Below are 18,839 nucleotides of genomic sequence, written 5' to 3' on the forward strand. Positions count from 1 at the left end.
ACAACCTAAAGGGTTCCGATAGCTGCTGTTTCTAATCTATCTTGGATAGATCTATAATAATCAGGAAATTTCTTATGTAACAATCTTTTAATTTTATTAATGTTTTTTGGATGGTACTTTGATGCTCCCAGCAAATGTGTATACCCTAAATTATTAGCATATTCTGACTGTTCCTGAATAGTACTTCCTGGTATTAAAACCGTGGGATCAATCCCAATAACTTTTAGCATGCTTGTTAGATTATATTGTTCTAACAGCAATGCTATTTCTAGATATCCGGGATAATCTTCTATAAATTTGTCATAATCCCCTCTATTATCACTTAAGGTATTTTTTAGTATCCGGTAAAAAGAAAGGAATTCATCTCGTAAAGCAAAATCTTTAAACCCAATCACCCCACAACTCCATGCATATGGTATAGTTGAGTCCCATAAATGTAAGTCTTTACAATAGTCATCAAAAAAATTGATAAGAGGCTCGTAGCAGTAATATCCTATATCTTTTCTTTCTACTATTACTTTTTCAAATTCGAACTCGAGTGGTTTTTTTAAAAAAACATCGGTATCTAAATGAACAAAAGGTTCTCTTTGCTCCTCTATTGCGTATAATTTTGATTCCATCCATAGTTCTAAATCCTGTTTAAAATCAACCTTAATAACTCTACACGGTAATCCTGAAAGGTATTCATAACCTATGGGATCTACATACAAAGTAATATCTTTATACCACATTTGGGTATACAAAATACTTCCTGCAGTCATATAAATAGTATTGTCGAATCTATTTCCCATATTCCATCGATTATTGGCAATAGGGTATGTATTTAAACTATAAATAATCCTCATTAATCTCTTTTTTTATTTATAAATCTCCAACCGACATAGATAATGTGTCATCTCCTTCAAGGCTACTGTCACCACCGTAATAATAGTAATATGTAGATTCAAATGTTATTGATTCTATTTCAATATCTGTATCACAAAAATCTCGTGATATGGTAAGTCTTGGAAACACTGTATTACTAACATTTACCGGCAAATTATAAGACCTGCGTACCTGTCCTGATGCATTTGGCCTTTCATTCGACAATGGTGATCCGTCTCCAAAATCCCAGGTAAATTCGGTAATTGTATTGAGGTCAACACCAGAAACCCTAAAGTTTACAGTAGCAACAGTCTTTGTATCATTATATGAAATTGATCTGGTAACAGATGCTTCTGGTTTTTCATACACTCGTACTCCAAAATTTGCGCTTTGATTGTTGACTATGAATCGTATACTGGTACCATGTAATTGTCTACTTACTCTTCTTGCATCAAAAGAATATGTGCCATCTGAATTTCTAATAACCCCTCCATCTAGACCAGCAGGAACATCGGCCCTAACTACAGCCGTCGCAGGTACAACATTGAACGGTATAGGTTGCGTATCTTCATCAAAACAAATTACCTCGTCTGGTAAGCTTATTTCATTTTCATTTTCATCACAACATAAATAAGGCAGGCAAAAATCTGCAACTACAGGATCTGCTATTGCAGGGTCAATTTCAAAGGAAAATGCTTCTAAACCACTATCACTATCTGAAACTCTTGCTGCTCTAGCTACTGCTTTATCTTTTTTGCGAGCAGCAATTTCGTCTCTTTCGCTCACTAAAGTAGCTCCTCCATCTCCATTAGATTGCGAGGTTTGTAAATAAAACAACACTAAAGTCCCTCCTGGAGGCACCCCTGCTTTGTGTTCTAATCCCAAATTACGGTTGAGATAAAAGGATTTAAAATTTTCGCCAAGGATATCATCGTTTTCTATGGGTAATGCAACTACATTAAACCCTAGGCTATTTGATTTTTTGATAGTGTTAATTCTGCCAACTACTTCTTTATAATTTCTTCCCAAATGCCCCTCTACTCTATAAAAATCACTATCGATACAAAACTCTAATGGCTTTTTTATCGCCAACAAACTATCGTGATAACTTAGATTGGTTTTATGTCTTCCTTGTATGGTTTTATCAAAATCCCAGTATTCGATTAACTTTTCACCGACATTGTAGTAAAACGGAATAGCCTTTTTACTTAATTTACCTAAATTTTTTGAAAGTGTTACTTTTATAAATTGGTAATCTGCATTGTAGTTTGCTAGCTGTGTAACAGCTCTTTTTATCAAAGTAAATAGTCTTTGCTCGCTTTTTCCTGCACTATAACAAACAGTAAGTTCGCTATTATCCTGATCAATCACGACCTCATCTTCTGTAGTTTCGGGACATAAAACACCCGAATTAATAAGAGATTCATTTAAATTGATAATTTTCGTTTCAAGATCATTGAAATTACTCGTCAAAAAATAATCAGTTTTATCCAGATCTGTTTCTCCATCAATACTGGCTATAACATTTGCTGGCATAGATCCAGAGGCACGTGAGTCAAGAATACCAGGACTTCTGGAATCCACAATATAATTGAATATTTGTGTTTCTTTTTTTATATTTTTAAATCTTTCAGCAGATAACCCTTGATTTCCTGTTGGCAATTCATCTGCTAACGTTATCACTATTGTAGGATTTGGAATATCGGTTTCCAAAATACTTTCAATCACAACCTTGTATCCTGTTTCCCACCAGTCAAAACTCGGTGATGTTGGAAAGTTTGATATCCAGGTTCTAAGTTCTGGATCTGTAGCTCTTACATATATTAAATTGTTTGGATTCATAGCATTGTCTGAGCCTGTCATCATTATAAATGAAATATAAGTATTTGAATTCCTTACAGAATCCAAATAACCATTTAAAGCATTTCTTACATTATCTCTCTGATTCGCAAAAGAACTAGAACCATCAATAGTGAAAACGATATGGATATCGACGGTACTACCACCATCTACACAGGGTGAATCATCATCACCTCCAGTATCAATATCATAAGTAAGCTCGATAGGATCACAACTATCGCAAGTAGTCGCTATTAGATCTGCCAGGATTGGTGATTTATAAAACCCATGTCTACATTCATAACAAGGGCCAGATTTTTCTACTTCGCCTAACATAAGGTGTTTTGGAAAATCTTTATATCCCGCACAACAATCTGATGTTTCGACACTTAATAATATATCTTTAATTTCGTTATAGGTATCTACAAAATCTTTTAAGGCATCGTAACGATACTGGAAATCATCGGGAATACTAGAAGCATTAAAACCGAATAGTTCGGTAAGTTTATCCTGTACAACAGTTAGTATACTAGGAGCTTTTAGAGCGGTTAAAAGTTTAGTAAATCCTTCTTCTAATTTTTGCACCGTATTATCTGCGATGATAACATCCAGGAAGCTTTGTTTTAGGTCAGTATAGGTATCAAAAATTTCTGGGGTCGCTACGACCTTATTCATAATCACCTCTGGCAGGCTGTAATATACATTGGCATAGTTCGTTTTTTGTATGGTTGGATCCTGACTAATAATATATTCGGCATCGGCTTTGCTAACCAGTAATACACGATGATTTACCACACTACTTTCTCCCTGGTTGTCACATCCCAAGGTAGTACATAAATCAGCATCTTCGATGTAGGACTCGCGATACAACAAAACTATCCTGTCTTTAAGGCCCGATAAGCTGCTTAAAGACGTAATCCCTTCGCCACTTGATTCTTCAACAAGTTCGAGCAGATTAATTTGTGTTTCTTCTCTATAAAAGAAAGGCTTATAATCTGCATTAGTATTATCATATGTTCTATACCCTCCATAGGTGATAGACTCAAAATCAATGGTATAATTGCTCTTATCGGCGGGGCGAAACAGATGCATTAAATCTCCGTCTGTGCTGACTCCTACTCCCTGGGTGATGGTAATCTCACTGGTGCTTTCATCACAGCTTACTTCAAAACCGCAAACGATCCCTACGCCACTAAGGCATGTTCTGGACAATCGTATTTGATCATCAAAATAATCTACGATCTGGTTTAGGTGCCCCTCGGTAAGTACCTGGTTTTTGGTAAACCGTCTAAAGTTGGTGGTTATTGCCTCTAATGTCGTTGTCATAACCTTATGTGTGTTTTGTTATTGTATGTTTATTGTCTTTATTTACCTTTTTCATGTATTTTGAATACATAATCATATATCTATTCTTACTTTTTGTTTTTTTCTTACAAAACAGCTTTATATCGCCCAGCGGTATCTGACTGCCTTCCCGCGGACTACATATACCTCTCCCCGTCCTACAAAAACTTGTCACCATACTATTTTTATCGATCAGCGGTATGCGGACTTTTATTTAGGTACCGATGATCGGGTTTTGACCTGCGCTGCTTTAATTTTCTCAACCGTTGGTCGGTTTTATACTAGGCTGCAAACGTCTATGACTTTGCAGTATTGGTATTATGATCAGTTGGCACGGATTGCAAATCTGTGCTATCTGTTCAATTACTATTTTTTATCTATTCTCAAAGATTCATAGAGTTCAATAAATTGATCATAATCAAAGTCCGGGAATAACTCTGGCATTATTTTTTTAAAATTTTGAGTTATTGGACCTGGGGTTTTTGCCAAATGATCCAGAATCACTTTTTGCCAGTAAAAAAAACCTCTAGTTTCGGCTAGCAGCTTCATGTAACCCTCAAAATCTACATGCAATGGATAGGTTTGACTCTCAAATTCAAAAAAATGCATCCCTGGAAGCTCTGGATGATCTTTATACATCCCAACACAAGCTTCATCAACAAAAAAATCGACAATATGAAAATCTCGTAAAGGTGAGTCTTCTGGAGTATCATCGAAATAAACCAGGTTTTTCCCATCTGAAAAAATTTTATCCACCTTTAAAATTTTTATTTTACCTAATCCATCAATCTCCTTTGCATTCCAATTAATTATTAATCCATTATATAATTTAAAGTACTCCTCAAAACCATTCTCTTTAATTTTATTCTCGGTAATTATTTTTTCAACTTTTTTTTCTGTTAGAGATGACGGCGAATCACACTCATGCAAATCAAACTTATCATGGGTGAATAATTCAACCATTATATTTTTTACTATTTCATAGAATTTACCATTCATTACCTTACATTTTTTTTAATTTGCAAAAGTTATAAGTCCATTATCATACCAAGAGTTTACCTCCGTCGAATTCAAACCTGATACCCTGCTTGTTAAACTTTCCCGTGTTCTAAAGGATCCATTTTTATCTCTTTCCGTGACTATTTGCGTAGCTAAATCAAGGGAAATTGATAATCCTTTTGCTAATTGAACTTGATTAGCCTTATTGACTTTAATCGGATCAGGTTTTGCAACATCTACCAATTGATATTTATCGGGCCCGGATTGATCGATAGCGTTATCGACTGTAATCGGCGATTTAATAGAACTGCCCTTTACTTCTTTAGTTTTATCCGTAGGATCTATTTCTACTATAGTACATTTTAATGCAGTTGGCACAAAGCGTTCTGCTCTTACAATTTCTTTCTTTGTCTGCTTATCTGCAGGTGAATCACTAGAAGCATCTATATTAGCCAAAAGACCAGAGTTGACACTTCTACCATAATTAGGAATTACAATATATCTAAAGGCCCTGTTTCCAGATTGCCCTTCAGGCGGAATTGCGTTTTTAATTTGTGATTCTACATCAGATTCATGTTTCCTATTACCACTTCTAGAAAGAGGAGTTAGGTTTTTCCAATCTGATCCAGTTCCGTGTAGTTTTTCACTAAGTAAATGACCTCTTATATAATAAGAACCTTTACCTTCTCTTCTTTGATTTAAAGTATTATATACACCGCTTCCAGTAGCGCTTGCTGCCGTTCCTGTGGTTTCACCCGTCAAATAGTCAATTCTCATAGAGCTTCCAAATTCTCCAATCAGTCCTCCAAATATAGGTTTTGAAGATGGCCCTGAGGTGCCAGAACCTGACATTAACTCGGCCGTTAATGGAGACAATTTATCTAACTCCTTTTGTATCTTCTTACCATTATCTTTGTTTTCATTAGTTATACTTTCATTGACCAATAAGTCGATTTTTTTCGCAATAGTAAGTGCCGATTGTTTTTTTGACTGTAATTTATTATCGGTTAACTTAATATCATTTATGAACTTTTCATAAGTAGTAGGAGTACTAGCTACCATAAGTTCATATGATTTTCCTTTTTTCTTAAAGAATAACTTATGATTCTTACCGTCTTTGGCTTTAAATTTCTTCTTCGCCTTCCACCACTGCACTATTCCTTTTACAACTCCCTTCACCTTCGCCTTTCCTTTTCTAAGGAGCTTTTTAAAGGCTTTCTTCACCTTCATGATCACCTTAGTAATGGCTTTATCAATCTTTTTACGAATCTTTTTAATGATCTTGGTTACTTTTTGGGTGAGCCCAGAAATACCTAATAATGATGCTAGGAATCCGATCACCACAGGGATTGCTATTTTTAACGCATTTTCTATAGCTCCTGCCACTCTACTTACATTGCCAGATGCAATCGCCTTTACTGCATCGATAAAGCCACGTACCATTTCTATAATTTGGCTACCGCGCTCGATAAAGAATTTAACGATGTCAATGATCGCCATAGCTGCTTTTATAAAGGCACCTGCGGGACTTAATAATCCTAGCATCCATTTGATACCCGCTTCAATCACCTTGGTAATCACCATCTCTTTGATGGCATCAATGACCATCTCTTTCAGGTTATTAAATTCTTCTTTGATATATTCCCAAAGACCTGCAGCTCCATCTCGACGTATCACCTGGAAGATTTCTACTCCGGTTTCTACAACTTTAACCACAGGCTCTCCTAATAATTTTACAGCTTTACGGCGAATGAAATCCCAGGTAATCCCCAAAATTTGAGCTACGAGATCAAATATGCCAGAAAGGCTAAATAGATTATCTGGTATCTGAACCCCCATTGGACCTAGCGATCCAGTCAACCAACCTACAAGCCCTGATTGTAAATGTTGCCCAATGTTACTCACAAAGTTGTTTAGTCCCTGACCCACTCCCTGGATCAACATGCTTAAAAAACCAATAGGATCCGTAATAATTGTGGTAATCACACTTAGTGCAGAGCTTAGAAGGTCCATCAACATATTTTTGATGTTGATGATGGTTCGAATCACCCCGGCAACAGCGTCTAATGCCATATCTATCAATCCTCGATTGGCAGCTTTCATCTCTTCGATGCGTGCATCTACGGCTTCGAGGCTCTCGTTATACTTATTGGCAAGGCTATCGATTAATTCGTCTTGTTTATCGTTAACTGATTGTTCTAGCTCATCAAACTGCTCCTGGATACGCTCTGCGGCTTCTCGACCAATTTCCTGTAGATTTCCTGGTAGCGCCGTTACATAATCTTGTACTTCCTGTTTACCTTGAGTAATACGATCTTTGGCTGCAGTTAACTCTGTGGCAACCACATTAGCGATATCGGTAATTACCGAATCCATACGCTCGATAAAAACCTCTCGTCCATCTATAAAAAATTGGTTCACCTCATCAGGTAATCCTGTAAAGACATCACTTACTCTTCTAAAGAAACCACTTACTCCACCATATCTTCTATCAAGATAATCGTCCATTTCTTTCTCAATATGATCTTCAAAGGCTTGTTTAGCTCGATCTGCTCCAGCCGTAAACATATCATTAACCCTGGTATCAAGATCACTAAGAATGGTTTCTACATCGGTTTTAGTATTTTCATAGATCGTATTGATCTCTCCTGCAATACGTTCACGTTCGGCAGTATCTGTGGTACCGGTTTGTACTTGATCACCTGCTACCTGATTTAATAATCCGGTGCGATCCTGATGCATACCCTGTAAGGTCTCCTGACTATTGCCCTCGGCACTGGTTTGTACATTTTGTAAGGTACTTTGCTCTTCAGTTCTAAATTCTCCTGGTGCCTGGGCTGTATTTTCTCGTGCTTGATGGGTAGAATCCAGTGCCCCTACAAATTCTGGTTCGTTAGAGTTTGCTAATTGGTCATCGGTAATTTCGTTTTCAGCCATTTGTTGGTCTACCTCTGCCATATTATCCTGTAATGGCCGGCTTACCTCAGATTCACCTCTGGCTGGAGGCATAGCATTTTGTGCTCGTACGCTATTTGGTGTATTGCCTATTGGAGCCGGCGGTAATGGTGTTACTTCTCGCTCTGGTACTGCTTCAGTATTTGGTTCTTGAGCAGTAGCTTCTGAAATATTACCGGCTGCTGTAGCTTGTTCGTTTTGTACATCTTGTGTTGCAGCATTACGAACCTCATCTATGTTATTATTATTTTCGAAATCAACAGCTTCTTCTTCATTAGCCGGAAGCTGCATACTTTCGATGCGCTGCATAAGCTGCGCTTTGAAAGCTTCGGCACTAAATTCTCCTACCTCTTGCTCTTCCATTGTAGCTACCTGAGCTGCTTGTGCACCACCAACACGTTCATTGGATGGTGATACTGCAGCGGCCTGTGCTCCTCCGGTCACTAATGTTGCCGGCTCGTGTTCTTGTTGTCCTTCGGCAGTATTCGCTACACGCTCTTCTAATTGTTGGAAGTTAGGATCTTCTTCTGGACTACGTGGTGTTGTAGGCTCTGCGGCTACACCTGTTTTTTCTGAACCTGGTTGAGCCTCTACTTGGGCTTCTGCTTCTCCTGATAGAGGTGTACCAATAGCTTCTCCTTCAGTTTGTTCTACCTGAGTTTCGGGTGTTGCTCCCGTTGTGGGCACCGCAGTTTCAGATTGAGCAGCATTGCTTCCACCCTCGGTTGTAGCAGTACCTTCTTGAGATGCTGGTCCTGATGCTCCCTGTTGTATGGTATGGGTAAGCTCGTGTGCTAAGAGCGTCTGTCCTTCGGTCGTTGCCGGATTGAATCGATTTTGGTTAAAATGAATATCATTCCCATTGGTAAAGGCTCGTGCTCCTAATGCCCGATTCATAGCTACAGACTCACTTCCTGTGTGAATTCTTACACCACTAAAATCAGCTCCAAAACCAGATTCCATTTGGGTTTGCTCACTTCCCGAAAGGGGAGATCCCTGGCCTCTTGTATTTCTTAGAGATTGGCCAATGTTAACTCCATTTAGTCCAGAACTACCAGGGTTTTCTCTGGCTTGTACTTCTTCATCTTCCTGAAGTTGTACATCCTCATCTTCAGATTGTGTTTGAACCTCTTCATCCTCTTGCATTTGTACCTCATCCTCTTCATCCTGCATCTGTACTTCCTCCTCTTGCATTTGCACCTCTTCTTCGGGCATGGTTTGAACTTCTTCTTCCATACGTTGTACAGAAGAAGCGTCTGACAGGTTGGTTAACGGCTGTATACGCTCTGCAATTGGTTTTTCCTGGATGGTTTCCTCTTCGATCATGGTTTGTACCGAAACCGGAGTAGGGGAGATCGTAGATTGTGCACCGTTTTGATGTTCATGTACCACCTGATCGGCTACTTGATCTGCCTCTACCTCATATTTATCACCCGACTGGCCTACCTTCAATTTAGGCTGGATAAACAAATCACTCCTGTTTTTTGGTTTAAAAACAGAAGGCGTATTGTTTCCTTTGGTAACAGTATGTGCCGTCTTTGGTGTAAACATGAAAATTATATTACATCTCTATTGTCGTTTTATTTTAAAGGGATCCTAAACTTGTTCTGCCAAGTATGATTTGTCCTTCGATATCATCATCATTATCACAATCAATTAATCTACCTGCCGGATACAGCGTTTGCAGACTATATAGCTTGTCGAGCATCTCTTCGAGTTTTGAGTTTTCTCCTTCTGGTTTGATTTCTTCCTCCCCTAAACTATTGGTTTTTGCTTCTAAATATTCTTTATATGCCTTTTCGAACCTGAACAATCCATTTTCTTCATCCGGCACTTCGCTTTGTCTATGACCAATCCAACAGATACGTGCCACTACATGTGCCGGAATCTCTTGTCTGATTACATTTTCCATATAGTTTCTAAAATTGGAATCAGAAAATCTAAATGTATACCCGGGTAAAATAATACTCACTCTATATGAATACGGGTCTATAGGTTCGCAATTCTCGCAAGTATCTGAGCATATGGGTATAAACTTACTGGGTTCTGGATACACATCTACTCCATCTTTCTGAAAACCGGGTCTTAGTAAAATGTGTTCTACCAAAAACAGGCCTTCTTCGGTGAAATCATTTTCGATAAAAGCCAGTGTATCAAATATGCCCTTTTTCAATTTGTCTTGTGTATCATAAAATCTAGAATGGATTGCTATAATATGATCTGTACTTGATGCTGGAATTTCTGGATTAATCACGCTAAATGAATACACTCCTTTTTTACCAGATATATTCAATTTGATATTACTAACTTCGGTATCATCTTTTAACGGTTCGGAAAATGCTGCATCAAGTTCAAAGGTGCTGGTTTCAATAAGTTGTAAAACTGTAAAGTTTAGCTCGTTGATCGCTCCTGCTTTAGAACCATATCCCTCTGTAGCTCTCAGAATTGGCTTTCCTTCTTTATCCTTTATTTCCCATCGATAGGCTGTAGAATCGTTATCATCGATACTTTCATTTATCATAATAAAGGAATCCGAAATATTCCTGCGATTATAGTTTTTTATTCCCAATAATCGTGCTAATCTTTTTTGAGTTCCGGAAATATTATCAGTATTCCATAAATTAGAAAAAGGTTGTTTATAGTAATTAAATGCATTACCACGTTCTGCGCTAATCACTTTATAATCTCTTAAAAAAGCCTCTTTATTGCGAAGCACTATCTCATCTGTACTATCGCCATACAAGGTTTTCATCAAAAAAGTATATTCACTAAAACGCTCTGCAAAACGCGCCAATAAATGATCAAGTATTTGATTTCTACGGTCGACACTGTTATCCATTTCTTTAAACAGCTCATTGGTAAGTACCTCATCATTGTTAGTGATGTAATCACTTACCAAGTCATCAAAATCTGCAATATCTTTTATGGCTTGCGTAAAATAGGTATTTGAAGATCTTCCGCTTACCGATAACAATTCTTTTACTTTGCCCAGATGCTGAAAATAACTAGCTAAAATCTGATCAAAAAACAATAGATATCCTTTTAATTGTCTTGCTTTAGCTTTTCTTTCTGTGGTAACTCTGGCCGACAATCCATTAATTCCAATACCGTAGGTATCTGGAAAATCATTTTGAATGGTAGTATACTCTTCATTTTTAAAATATTGACCCCTTGGAAAGACTAAACTTTGATCTAAAATCTGATCTACGGGTGGTTTTAATTCTTCAATAAATGCATCTACTTTATCTTGATTGATATTTAGTGGTAAAAACCCCTTGTTATAATTGATAACACTTTTACTGCAAAGTGCTGGCTTTTTACCATCATCTATACAAATAATCCAATCGTTAGCATCTGCAATATTATCATCACAATTGCCTATAGTTATATCTTTGATGAATTTCACTCCATCGATATCCATGATAAGTTTTATAATATCTGAAAGCCGAACTTCTTCTCTGAGATTAGCATTTTCTAACTCCTGTCTATCGATAAATCCCTTTTTAAGGATGGGACCTTCAAAAATTTGATCGGTAGTATATCCCTTGTCTAGCATCTGCTGTATTGAGTAGAAGGGAACCGATGGCGAAAAGTAATTGTCTATGGCAAGTAATATTTTGGCATGAATCAATTCCTCATCTGCTTCGTTTTCTACTTCTATACTGGCACATATTGAGATGTCTTGTAGCTCTATCTCACCAATATCTACCAAATCTTCACAAAGATTTCGGTTTTGATGATATGCCATTCGAGCGGCTTCAATAAGTTTTTCTTTTTTTACATTGATAAAAACTTCCTGATCTTCTTCGGGGATATCGTCTATACCTTCTTCCAGAAAATCTTCATCATATTCAAGCGTGATATTATACAGCCCTTGCAAAGTGAACTCCCTTTTAAAATCGACAGACACATCGGCTACATCTACAGTATTATAGGATAAAAGATCCTTTTTACAATTTAAGAATACTTGCTTTTCATGTTTATGTAGCCAACAATTTTTTATCCCGGGAATATCAATCAACAGCTTCCTATAATCTAATGCAGTAATAGGTTTCGAAGGAAATATTTCTGCAGGTTTAAAAAATTGAGTTTCGATCCCAGTACCTTTATTATCTGAAGCCAATAGATTTTCTATTGGCATATTAATTCGCATACCAAGGTCTGAAATGGCATAAGACAACATTTCCAGAATAGTGATCCCTGGGTCATGAGAATTATAATCCGTCCATAATCTACCTCCTAACTGAGAAATATATTCTATTCCTTTTTCCCTCAAAAAATAGAAATCCAGGTCATCCCGAGTAGTGACATCTTTTGGGATATTGAAAACGGCATCTAAATTTCGCATGTCTCTATTTTTTCTTCGTTATTCTCTTTGCATTTTTCTATATTGGTGGATACCTGATGCTGTTTCGCTGATACAAGTATTGATGCTGGATTAGAGGGTTGGACACTGCTATTAAATATTTCTCCGTCTCTTTTTACAATTACGTCTTGTAAATAGTCCACATAAAACAACTCTTCCAGATAGTCTATTAAAACACTACGATGCAGTGTTGCTCCAAAATCTATTGTTCTTGAAGTATTAAATGCCCATGGAGATAAAAATTTGGTAATATCTTCGCTTAGTTGTTTGGTATAAAAGTTTTCATCGTATTGATCATAAAACTTGACCGATAACGAAACTTCAACTTCTTCGTAAGTTGGATTGACCACCTGTGTTTCGACCTGTATGGTGTTCAATTTATTTATATACCGCATTACTTTATTTAATGTTGCCTTGCTAACTCTAGGTTGAAAAATATCAAATACATTTTTATCAATAGTATCCGGAATCACCACCAAAGTCACATATCCGGGTGCTAAAAAAGAGGGACCCTGAGAGGCTTTCATGTTGGTATGATTCAAACATTTTACCTGATAGATCTCAGGAAATTCTTGTAACACCAGATTTTCATAATCCCAGAGAGTAACTGCCCTGTTTTTATGCCGAAGTCGTTCGCTAATGCGTCTGTAATATGCTTCATCAGACTCTTGCGGACTACCATCAAAAGAATTATATGGTTGCGTAATTGACTTTACTTGTGGTACCCTGGTAATTAGTTTGCTTATAGTGCCATCAGGTAAACTGGTTTCCAAATGTGACAGATCGTTATCCTGGTCTTCAAAAGTGGTCAATACCGCCTGTGGTAAAATTGATTTTATCTTGCTTACGGCATCATAGTTTTTATGAATTCTGGCACGTATCCAGATATAACCTTCCGGAAGTCTTGTATTATTGGTTGTTGCTTGCTTTGGAATAGTAAATCGTATAATTCCGGAGGTCAATAAATTATCCGTACTATTGATTAAGATGTTATCTTGTAAATCTTTCCAGTGGTTATTACTTAAAACCGCCCATTCAACACGCTGATTGCCCAGAAAACCTTCGTCATCTGGATTTTCGCTCCCTTCTAAAACTTGTATTAATAACGATATCTGTTGGTTGATTTCGGCATTTTCTAAGCCGATAAATAAAGATCCTCCTCTACAATGTTTAGGAACCAAGTGATTAGTTAAGAAATCATTTCGCTCTTGAGTACTCCCGGTAATAATTTCTTGTATACTTTCTTTAAGGAATCTATGTTCTTCATGTTGCCCGTACGGATCTTCATGAAACAATTTAATTTGATTGTTGGCATAAGCTACTTTATTTCCTTGCAGATTAGTTGATGCCTCTGCATTATAACTCATACTGATGGTTTCTATTAAAGGAATATAAGGCTCTTTAGGTATCTTTGACTCCTCTTTAGCATCTAAAATAGCTCTTGAGATTGCAAGTGCATAGGTTTTTGGAAACCGTTCCTGTAAAAAAGACTGATTCAATGACAACCGCAATGGGCCATTTTTATACCCTGCACTTTGCGAACTAGAAAATGAGAAATCTGTTTTATAAAGATCACCGGATTTTTTGAATAACACAACATCTGATTTTTCTATGATATATCTTTTTCTATTATTCTCAAATACTGAAGAAGTCGCTTTAAAATAACTATCATTTACCGTAGGAAGAGTACCATAATTAGTATATTGATCTGCGAAATTTACTTCGGGGGTATCTTTCCAGGTAATATCAATATTGATACTTTTCCAGGGTTTAGAGAAAACCTCGGGATAACCAATGTCAAAATTTGATTTGTTTATCGGATCGGTAGTAAAAGGATAAAAAGGCTTATCTACATTAATAATACCTGTATCATTTTCTAATTCTAAAGAAACAATACTATCTACATGAACCTTTGCCTGCATCGAACTCAAGGTATTTAATGCTAGTCTTCGGTTTAAATTATATCCGGCATAGCTGTATGTTGCTTCCCCATCTTGTGTAGTCCCAATCTCTTTTTTGTTAGTATCAATTAAAAAGCGTACTACAGGCAAATCGGTAGTATAGGGTTCAAGATGAACTTCTTTGTTATATCCAGTTATAGAAGGTGCGTCTTGTGGTATTTCAAACAACAAAGAAAGTTTATTGCTTTGCATCCTAGTTTCATACGATGCAGTACCAATAGTTTTTGATTCTTCAAGTTTCAGAGGACCATACCAACCTTCTTCGGTACTACAGTAAATAGTTATGTTTTCATACAAATCATCAAACGCAAAGGTTTCGGGGGGAAGCTCTAGCTGTGCTTCTTTAGGATCACAAGGTTCTGTATCATCTCGACTTGGGTTCCTTTTTGGCACTTGGTTTATGGTGATCTGAACTGTTCTCTCTCCTTCTTTAAGTGAAAACATTTGAGATGCCAGACCAAATCCAGTTTTCACGTTATCCAAATCAGGATATGTTCCTTCGTTAGACGGATATCCAAAAGCCCACCAATCAGCAAATCCTTCGGGAAATTCTTCGCCTTTACCATCAAAAGAGTTGGCAATATCTGCCGTTTTTATTTCTGCATCAATGATTTTTTCTGCACAATCTGCTGGATCTAATTCTCGTTCTTGATGATTGTATACATTTTTAAGCAAGGCTACAGTCGCTTTGTTGGCAACTAATTCTTCTGAAGTTTTATAAATACGCTTTTTTCGGTTAGCATCTTTTCCACCATCAAGCTTAGTTCCTTCAGGAATTCTTTCACTTATACTCTTTTTGGCAATTTCGAAAAGCAGGTGTACTTTATCTGCTTTTGCAGAAAGTTTCTCTACTTGTAAAATTTCAGAAAAATAAAAATCAAGGTGCCTTTTGGTTAAGGTATTAAATCTATTTTGTGATAATTCTAGCAATCGAAGAAAGCACACAAATAGTGTAAAATGCGGTGTAACTTCTCCATTATATTCTTGCTCCTGAAGCGTAGCTGTGATTTCATCCTTTAACTTTTGGTATGTCGTTTCGCCTCTAAGCGGTATAGTATCCTCATTAAAATCAAAATAGCGAAACAAATCTTGCCAATCTCCTAAGGGTGAATTCTCATTTTCGGTATTGAAATAATTTACATGTTTGGCGAAGTTATAAGCAAACAACATCCAATCTTCTACACCTAGATCATGGAGTTTTAAACTATCAGGATTCAGTATTTCGTTAAACCGTTGTTGCTGATCCCTTCCGTTTCTTCTTAAGATACTATCGATATAACTGCAATTTTCACTCATTTGTTGGTTTTAAGATTTTATATCGGTTCCTTCTTCCAGATAAAATGGGAACACCACATTGTTTCGTGAATTGGTCGTTCTTACTGTATAATCTACCTTAATAAAAAGTTCACCTTGTAGTGTGTCACTTTCGGTAATATTTATAAGGTCGACATCGATTCTTGGTTCATGATAAAGAATAGCTGTTCTGATTAACTCTGAAACATAGGTAATCAATGTTCTGTTTAAGCTTTCAAACAGTAATTCATCAAGATTACATCCATAATCGGGGAACATTATTCGCTCTCCCAAACGAGTGGATAATAAAATCTCTAGACTACTCTTAATATCTTCTTCGTCAGAAATCATTTTCACTCTATTTGATTTCTTACTAAATTCTGGAGGGAAGCTCCAACCTATTCCTAAAAAAGACTTTTTATTTTCCATATTATCCTATCATTACTGTAGGTTCTCCTGCCACTATTGTACCTCCATGAGCGGTAGAATCACCCATTCTGGCGGCTGGCATTCCACCAATCATTACTGTTCCTGATCCCGCGACTATAGAATCTGGAGGACCACTACAAGTAGCCATATCTCCAACTCTTGCTGCTGGCATTCCTGCAATCAATACTGTGGGCTCTCCTGCGGGTAAAATAGGACCTCCTACGTGAAGTGCTCCTCCTGGATTTACCATCGGACACACATGCATGTCGTTTACTCTTGCTGCTGGTGGCATATTTTTTTATTTAATAATGTTTTTACTAATTTATTTGTACCAATGAGCCTTTTAAAACAGCCGTTGCCCCTGAAGAGACTTCGGCTCCCGAAGACCCTTCGGCTTTGAATGCCGCACTTGCGGCAATATTTACATTGGTACCTTCGATGGTAACATCTCCTGATGCTTTGAGTTCGATATTACCGGCACTTTCCATTAAGATTCCAGCACTATCGATTGTCACTACATTCGAGTTTTCATCTTCAATAATTATGGTCCCTGCATCTTCATCCAAAGCGATGTGTTTTCCCGCCGGAGTTGAAATATTGATTGTTTTCTTGTCATCGTCAAACAACACCTTCATTTCGCTTCGGGTAACGAATCCTTTCTCGTGATTATCATCGGCTGCTGTAACGGGTGCAGGTTTTGCACTACTATGTAACATGCCCAGAACCACTGCATCGTTTGGATCTTCATTGATAAAACCTATAATAACTTCGTCTCCTATTTCGGGTCTAAAAAATGCTCCTCTGTTTTCTCCTGCATCTAACGAAGCAACCCGGCACCAGATACCCTGCTCTTCATTATTTACAATAGGGATTTGAACCAAAATACGTTCTTCACCATCGGGATCATCTTGTAATTGCGAAACAATTCCTATTTGTAACCCTTGTATTGCCGGCATTAAACCAGAAGCTGGAGGAGAAGTGATATCAAAGGTTTCTGAAAACCATTCTGGATTTAATCCAAACTGGGCATCGACAGTCCAGTTTCCCTCAGAAAGATTATGTCTAACTCCAGTAACATATACATTACCATTAAATCGATCCCCTACTCCTTCTAACTTTAGAATGGTGTTAGGTTTTACTTGTGCTATTCCTTGAAATTTTACACGCCCACGTACTTTGGATAATTGTTGAAACAACCATTTTGCATCAGCCCAATCCTGTAATTCGGTATCGGTAACGGCACCACCATGCCTTAATTCTAAGTTTTCAAGTCCGATGGCCTCTGCTAAATCTTCAGGGCTTAAATTTCCATTTAACGAAACCCCAGGATCGGCTCCTTCAATTTCTAATAACTCTTGATCAGCATAATTCCATGCATACGATGAAACCTTACTGATTTGATGTCGGGCATCAATTTCGGCGTCAAAATCAAGTAATGTGGCTCCATAAGTAACAGTTTCGATTTCAGATTGACCAATGTCTGGTTTTGCAATAGTAATAGATCCATCATCAATAAAGCATAGCTTACCATTTGCTTGAGCTCTAGAAATGATAAAGTCCCAATCTGAGGCATTGTATTGAACCAATTCCAAATGCGAAACATTGGTTGCCTCTATATCATTTTCAAGACCATATGTCCCTATAATCTCTTCAATAATATCGCTATCGGTACTTTCATAAAAATACTTACTTTTCTTTCCTATAGTGAGCTTTACAGCTTCATCTTTGCACTCGATAATCAACTGACTGGTATGTGTTCTAATTTTGAGATTATGCTTAATAACGATACCTTTAAAAATGGTTTCCTCGTCTGAGTGATACCCTGCGGTAATCTCGATTTCTTTGCCTGGAATCAAAAGATCTTCATTGCTTAATTCGAAATCTCTGGCAGAAGGATCTCCGTCAATAAGTACAATTTGTGCTATAGGTATCCTGTTGACCTCTTTTTGTACCATAATACTTTTGACCTGATATACTTTGGGCAATTCGTCACCTCCTATCAGAATTTTGAAAGTGATTAAATCAGGACTTTGAGTAGTTTGTATGATACCACTATTATTCATTTATGATTGTTTTTGTAAAGGTGGAAAATAGAGTTCTTGTCCGACAGTAAGCTTTCTGAAGTTGCTTATATTATTTGCTCGCGCAACCTCCAGATAATACTTTGGATCTCCATAAATGCGATGTGTCATCAAAGGTAAAGTATCACCTGCCTTGACTATTCTATAATGTGTAAGATCAGGAGATTGATCATTTTGTTCTCTGACTCGTTGTTCTTGCTCTACAAACTTCTTGAACTTGGCTTTGACCATTGCTCTTAATGGAGTACCATCTGGCTTAAAAAGTTTATATTCTATATCCATTGAAACCAAAAGACAAGGAAAAGTTAGTGCTCCCCAAACTATTTTCAGGTAATTGGGTTTATGAGTATCACCGTTATACTCGTATACCGCTTTTCTGAAAGCATCAAGGTCATCGATAATTCCGTCTCCTTGATCTTTATACACCTTATCGTCGCTAGCTGAACTTGGATCATTGCCATAGTGAATTATAACTCCGGTGCGATCAAAAAGAAATTCAAAATCCAGATCTTCGGGTATTGATCTTATGAATTTTATATCGTTAGAACTGGTTCCTTGTGCCTGATCTTCCTGTACTTCATTTTTAAGAGAAAAACTATAGGTTTCGGGATTCAGTAATGCAGTGTATTTTAAGTCTGGAATTTCTTCATTAAACTTTTCATCTTTAAAACATCGAATGACCAGTTTTTGTAATTTACCTTCAATCAT

Annotated in this window: 10 protein-coding genes; all 10 read right to left on the bottom strand. The window is 37.1% G+C overall.

From position 1 onward, the window contains the following. Positions 1-5: 5 nt before the first annotated feature. The 10 genes from NBT05_RS04620 to NBT05_RS04665 all read right to left on the bottom strand — a co-directional run bounded on the left by NBT05_RS04620 (position 6) and on the right by NBT05_RS04665 (position 18,839). Positions 6-845: a DUF6734 family protein gene (locus NBT05_RS04620; protein ID WP_265772282.1), complete on the bottom strand. Its 840-nt coding sequence runs from the start codon at positions 843-845 to the stop codon at positions 6-8. Between the two features lie 16 nt (positions 846-861). Next, a complete protein-coding gene (locus NBT05_RS04625; protein WP_265772283.1) occupies positions 862-4,029 on the bottom strand; it encodes a PKD domain-containing protein in 3,168 nt (1,055 codons plus the stop codon). A gap of 384 nt (positions 4,030-4,413) precedes the next feature. Further along, the gene (locus NBT05_RS04630; protein ID WP_265772284.1) at positions 4,414-5,046 is read right to left on the bottom strand and encodes a hypothetical protein; all 633 of its coding nucleotides are present in this window, start codon (positions 5,044-5,046) and stop codon (positions 4,414-4,416) included. A gap of 15 nt (positions 5,047-5,061) precedes the next feature. Then, on the bottom strand, positions 5,062-9,552 hold the full coding sequence (locus NBT05_RS04635) for an eCIS core domain-containing protein (RefSeq protein WP_265772285.1): 4,491 nt from the start codon (positions 9,550-9,552) through the stop codon (positions 5,062-5,064). Positions 9,553-9,586: 34 nt separating this feature from the next. Beyond that, positions 9,587-12,349 (bottom strand): hypothetical protein, encoded by a 2,763-nt coding sequence (locus NBT05_RS04640; protein ID WP_265772286.1) that lies wholly within the window; start codon positions 12,347-12,349, stop codon positions 9,587-9,589. Further along, complete coding sequence (locus NBT05_RS04645) at positions 12,337-15,624, bottom strand: baseplate J/gp47 family protein (RefSeq protein WP_265772287.1); 3,288 nt, start codon at positions 15,622-15,624, stop codon at positions 12,337-12,339. Before NBT05_RS04645 ends, NBT05_RS04640 begins: the two co-directional genes overlap by 13 nt. A gap of 9 nt (positions 15,625-15,633) precedes the next feature. Further along, complete coding sequence (locus NBT05_RS04650; protein ID WP_265772288.1) at positions 15,634-16,050, bottom strand: GPW/gp25 family protein; 417 nt, start codon at positions 16,048-16,050, stop codon at positions 15,634-15,636. 1 nt (position 16,051) lies between these two features. Next, positions 16,052-16,342, bottom strand: coding sequence for a PAAR domain-containing protein (locus NBT05_RS04655; protein WP_265772289.1), 291 nt, complete (start codon positions 16,340-16,342; stop codon positions 16,052-16,054). Between the two features lie 25 nt (positions 16,343-16,367). Then, complete coding sequence (vgrG, locus tag NBT05_RS04660; protein WP_265772290.1) at positions 16,368-18,113, bottom strand: type VI secretion system tip protein VgrG; 1,746 nt, start codon at positions 18,111-18,113, stop codon at positions 16,368-16,370. Next, a complete protein-coding gene (locus NBT05_RS04665) occupies positions 18,114-18,839 on the bottom strand; it encodes a LysM peptidoglycan-binding domain-containing protein (RefSeq protein WP_265772291.1) in 726 nt (241 codons plus the stop codon). It lies immediately after the preceding gene.

The organism is Aquimarina sp. ERC-38 (genome assembly GCF_026222555.1).
Lineage (GTDB): Bacteria > Bacteroidota > Bacteroidia > Flavobacteriales > Flavobacteriaceae > Aquimarina.